Source organism: Bacillus hominis (assembly GCF_018332515.1).
Taxonomy (GTDB): Bacteria; Bacillota; Bacilli; order Bacillales; family Bacillaceae_G; genus Bacillus_A; species Bacillus_A hominis.
In genome coordinates this window covers 1-5165 of sequence record NZ_BOQD01000335.1, presented here as the reverse complement: position 1 = coordinate 5165, position 5165 = coordinate 1, and the positions used below count along the sequence as shown (strand labels likewise).

Sequence of the window (5165 nt, the reverse complement as noted above, 5' to 3'; positions counted from 1 at the left end):
GTATCTTTTTTTATCGCTATGCTAATATATTTGTTTGTTTAATTTGTGCAGTATTTTATATTTTTCTAAGCACGAATGTTATAGAAAAAATCCTGCTTAGTGGATGGAAAAATAGTATATAAGAATAGAAACTTTCTGGAGATTACTATTTTTATATTTGTAATATTCCGATGTTATAATTCAGAATTTTGTGGAAATTAATCAGTCAGATTACTTATAATAAAATAAAAAGATGATGAGATGGTGGAATGATGCAAAAGAAAAAACGTTTGCGTGAATTCTTTGAATTAATTGCAATTGCATGCTTATTGGTGTTTTTGGCAAAAATCTTTTTGTTTTTTCCTACGACTGTAAAAGGAGCATCGATGAGGCCGACGTTACAAGATGGAGATAAAGTAATCATTAATAAACTTGCAAAGAGATTTGAAAGTTATGAGAGAGAGGATATTATTGTCGTGAAGACGGATAATTTCTACGTGAAGAGAGTTATTGGATTACCAGGAGACGTAATTGAGATGAAGAATGATCAATTATATGTTAATCATCAGGTGAAAAATGAAGAGTATTTAAATAATAATAAAAAACAGGCAGAAAAATTACTTATCAATTTAACTGAAGATTTTGGACCGATTACAATTCCTAAAAATAAAATTTTTGTGATGGGAGATAATCGTTTAGTTAGTAGGGATAGTAGGAACGGCTTAGGACTCATTGATAGAGCAGAAGTATTAGGAAAGCTCATGGCGATATATTATCCATTTGAACATGTGAAAATTGTAAATTAAAGATAAGAAAAACCAAGCAAATTAGTTGCTTGGTTTTTCTTATTTAAACAGTTGGTGTTTTATTTATTGTTTCTTGTGAAGCGATAGTTTCATTATTTCGGTTAATATGTAACATGAATTTTTTTTGTAACAATTGTAATTTAAATAGTGTTAAAGGATCATGATAAGTTTCTGGATTTGTTCTTAGCTTTGTTAATGTTTGCTCATCTTCTTGTATTTCAAGTTGGGCTGCTTCTACAGTTTGTTTCAATATGCTAAGAGGGTCTTTAAAGAACATCATGATATCACGTTCTAGCGCACCTTCAAATACTTCAAATTGAAGGAAGAATTGTTTTGAAATCATCTGAGCAACTTCTGTATAATCTTCAGTTTCAATATATTGTTTATATTTATTTGATAGCATAGATTGATTTTTTTGCATATTACCGAATAATTTCCCTGCACTCTTTAAGAAAAATTGTGTCGGTGTAAAGCGTAATAAAATATTGATGTTAGCTACTGTAATTCTATTTGTCATTCTTGCAACATCTCTATCCCAGTCATCTAGTAATTTGAAATCACAAGGAAGTTTAATACGTTCTTCCTCATAGAGCTTATTGAAGGTATCGCCCATTTCATCTAAATAAGCCTGAGCTTGAATGAATTCATTATGAGCAGTTTCAATCCATTCTTGAATAGACCCAGTAAATTTAGGAAGAAGCACTTGCTGTACATGTTTTTGAATTCTTTCATTCATTGCTACATTTAGTTCTTCATGGACCAATTTGAAATCACTATCTTCTTGAACAAGATCAGAGCAACTTTGCAACAATTCAGGGATTTGAGAATGTATATCCTGCGTAATCTCTTCTTTCGTTAAGAGATAAGATTCTGTAATAGAACGAATTTTATCTTTTTGGATGGCAGTAAGATTATTAATAAAACCATCAAGTTTTACTAAAATATGTTTATTCCAGCGGACGGATTTCACTAACGTATTTTCTAATTCCACACGTTCATTTACAAGGTATGCGATTGTTTTTTGGATAAACCATAATAATTTTTCAATGCGTTCTTTTTCCACGTTACGCTGAGTAAGGTTAGAAAGAATAGAGTCTGTTACGTTACCTAGCTGTTCACTACTCTCTTGTGAAGGAGAGTAAGGGAAAAATTGTGCTTCTGGGAAATGTACGAGTATTTTCTTTTTAATGCTGTTCGTGATATTTTCACTAGTATTTGTATCAATTGTTTGTAAGACGAATTGAATTTGTAAATTTGGTACTTGCTCACGAATATATAATAATGTATCGAGCTCTTCACCATGTAATGGCGAAGCTGAATTTAGTACATAGATGAGACTATCTGCTGCCTGTAAGTATTCAAAGTGAGAGCTGTTTTGGTCAAGTTGTCCATGCATAGTAGGTGTGACAAGGAATGAAAACTTATTTTTTCGTAAAAATCTACTCGGTAATTTAACTTCAATACATTTTCTTTCTAGTTCTGACTGAGAAGGTACCGCTAGTATGTTATGAAGTTCGTCAAAGTTTGGTATATTTCGTATATCTAGCTCTGTAAGCTCAGTTATTTCAGTTTGACTATCATCTTTAAATGTAATTGAAGTTGTTATAGCCTCATTTAATATATTTTCCCCTAGTATAGAGTTAATAAAGGCTGATTTATCATAATCGCTAGCTCCTGCTACTAGAAGTTGTGTAACAGTTAAATCGTATAACTCACGAACAAGTAGTGTGAATTGATGACCTAAATCTACATCATTCTTCTCAGCCCATACAGCAATCGTTTCAAATAATGCTGATACGTCTGCCATATCAACATTTGCATGAGCTGATGCATTTGAAAGTAAGGCACCCGCGCTTTTTACGAGTAATGATTCTAGCGTTGTCGGTGAAACTTCATTCCATGCTAATACTGCTGCAGAGACAAGTAAAGAATCTTCCGCTCTCATTAAACTAAACCAATTTGTTAATAAATCTGGTACAAGTCCTTGTAATTCGTGCATGAAATGTTGTCCAGTAATCAATTCGAAGTACGTCTCTTGATAGCGAGTAGAAATTTCATTCCAATCGTCATTAGCATCTACTTCAATATGTAAGAATAGGTGATTTATTGTTTGAATCCAAGGTAGATGGAATGATTCATTTTCATAGCTGTTCCAAAGTGAAATAACAAGTCCTTTAAATTGAACTTGATCAATTGTATATAAGGCTTTTAAAGATTCATAGAAATACTCAGGTTTAATTTTTTTAGTAAAGCCTCTGTTCACATAATTGATTAAAGTATCGAACCAGTGTAATGATTTTGTTCGAATGCCTTCTTGAACAGCGAGTTCAATAGCATTATTCCAATCTTCTTGTTTTTCATAGAACGATCGAGCGATTGCAGTAATATTTGGATAGTCTGGTTGAAATGCAACAGCTTCGCTAATCGTCTTAAATGCTAGTCCTAAACGATTTTGCTCGATATAAAGAGAAAGAAGTTGTAGGGAAACTTCCATCGTAAGAGTTGTATCTTCTGTTTGGATAGATGTATAAATTTCTTCTGCTTTTGGTAAGAAATCTAATTCGAAATAAGCATCTGCAATATTCTTCGTAGCCCAGAGAGCAAGTTCATTATTTACTTTCTCCCATTTGAATATAGCGGCTTCAAAGTCGTTAGTTTGAAAATAAACTTCACCTTGTGCGAAGCGAATATTAGATATATTGGAGAATTCATTTTTTGATTCATTTATATATGCTTCACCGAGTACTTCCGCTACCGGAATGGAAGAGTCTTCTGTTAAAAATGTTTTATAGTAAATCTTTTGGATAAATTGTTTTTCAATGGTCATGTTCGTTCCCCCTGTATAATTTAGAAAAATGATGTTGTATGTAAAAGGGTGCATGTTACTCTAATAGGTAGAAGTTGCATTATATAGACCAAACTATGTTTTTGCTAGATATATCATTTTTCCTGAGAGTTAAACCGTTGCAAAAAGTAACTTTCCTTTATTGTAACAAAAAAATAAGCCTATGAATTTTTATTTTTTAATCCTGATTGGTACGGGCTAATAATCAATGGGGATGGATAAAAAAAACACGGATTAAATCTCTGTTTAAGGAATGGAATAGAAGTAGAGTTCATTATAAAAACAATGTATAGTGAATATGTATACCATGTTTGTCTTAAAGATAGAATGGGCACAATATGGAATAACGATCGTGCATAGGATGTGTCTTCCGAATGGAACAACATATTGGCGAGTTAATCGCACATTATGGGTATTTTGGAATTATTATAGCTTTAGCTGGCGGGATTGTTGGATTACCTATACCGGATGAGTTTTTGTTGACTTTTATTGGCTATAACATTTCAAAAGGAGTTATGTCAGGAACAGCTGCATTTTTAAGTGGAATGGCAGGTGCGATGATTGGTATTACATTAAGTTACATCTTAGGTTTAAAACTCGGGCTCCCTGTTTTAAAAAAATACGGTCCGAAAATTAGAATTAAAGAACATCATATTGAAAAAACACATATCTTATTTGAAAAATACGGTCCGTTTCTTTTAATGATTGGCTACTTTATACCGGGAGTACGTCACTTAACAGCATATTTTGCTGGGGTTTCGAATTTAACATGGTGGCGTTTTTGTCTGTATGCTTACGGTGGTGCACTAATTTGGATAAGTGTTTTTATTGGCCTAGGTTGGAAACTGGGAGAGAAGTGGCGCTTCGTTGAGTATAGTTTACATCATTATGGAATATGGATTTTAATCATCTCAGCAGTCGTTGCATGTATTATATGGTTTTACATAAAGAGAAAGAAAAACCGCTAATAGCGGTTTTTTTAGCTGAAAGCAATAAATAATACACCGGCTGTAATAAAGACTACACCAACGCCGGTCATAAAGTTTAATTTTTCACCGAGTATAATCATAGCGAGAATGATAGAAAATACGACGCTTAATTTATCGACAGGAGCCACTTGTGAAACTTTTCCTGTTTTGAGGGCAAGAAAATAAAATAGCCATGACGAAGCACCTGCAACCCCACTTAATGTGATAAATAGCAGTGCTTTTTTATTTAGGAGTACGTCGCCGATATTTTGAAATTTACCTTGTATGATAATAACGCCTACCATAAATAATGCCATAATAATAGATCGAATTGTTGTTGCAACGTTGGCATCGATTCCGTCTAAACCAATTTTTCCGAAAATAGATACAAAGGCAGCAGCAATTGCTGATAATAGTGCGAATAAGAGCCACGAACTCATAGTAAAATTCCTCCAATCTTACATTATTATACATGAAAATCATTCTCATGTATAAAGTGAAACTTTAATCAGTGGGGGTGGTGGTTCATCCCCCGCTGATTATTAGCCCGACTCCCACCTAACTTCT

Annotated in this window: 4 protein-coding genes; 2 read left to right on the top strand and 2 right to left on the bottom strand. The window is 33.1% G+C overall.

Going from position 1 to position 5165, the window contains the following annotated elements; all coding sequences use genetic code 11:
* Positions 1-248 precede the first annotated feature (248 nt).
* Positions 249-785, top strand: coding sequence for a signal peptidase I (gene lepB, locus KI356_RS24045; protein WP_212936678.1), 537 nt, complete (start codon positions 249-251; stop codon positions 783-785).
* A 43-nt stretch (positions 786-828) separates the two neighbouring features.
* On the opposite strand, the gene KI356_RS24040 is transcribed toward lepB, so the two are convergent.
* Entirely contained in the window at positions 829-3612 is a 2784-nt protein-coding gene (locus KI356_RS24040; RefSeq protein WP_212936677.1) for a tetratricopeptide repeat protein, read from the bottom strand.
* A gap of 392 nt (positions 3613-4004) precedes the next feature.
* Here KI356_RS24040 and KI356_RS24035 point away from each other — a divergent pair, with 392 nt between their 5' ends.
* Positions 4005-4598 carry a DedA family protein gene (locus KI356_RS24035; RefSeq protein ID WP_128282587.1) on the top strand — a complete coding sequence of 198 codons (594 nt, stop codon included), beginning with the start codon at positions 4005-4007 and terminating at the stop codon, positions 4596-4598.
* An 11-nt stretch (positions 4599-4609) separates the two neighbouring features.
* On the opposite strand, the gene KI356_RS24030 is transcribed toward KI356_RS24035, so the two are convergent.
* Positions 4610-5038 carry an EamA family transporter gene (locus KI356_RS24030; RefSeq protein WP_128282586.1) on the bottom strand — a complete coding sequence of 143 codons (429 nt, stop codon included), beginning with the start codon at positions 5036-5038 and terminating at the stop codon, positions 4610-4612.
* Between the last annotated feature and the right edge of the window lie 127 nt (positions 5039-5165).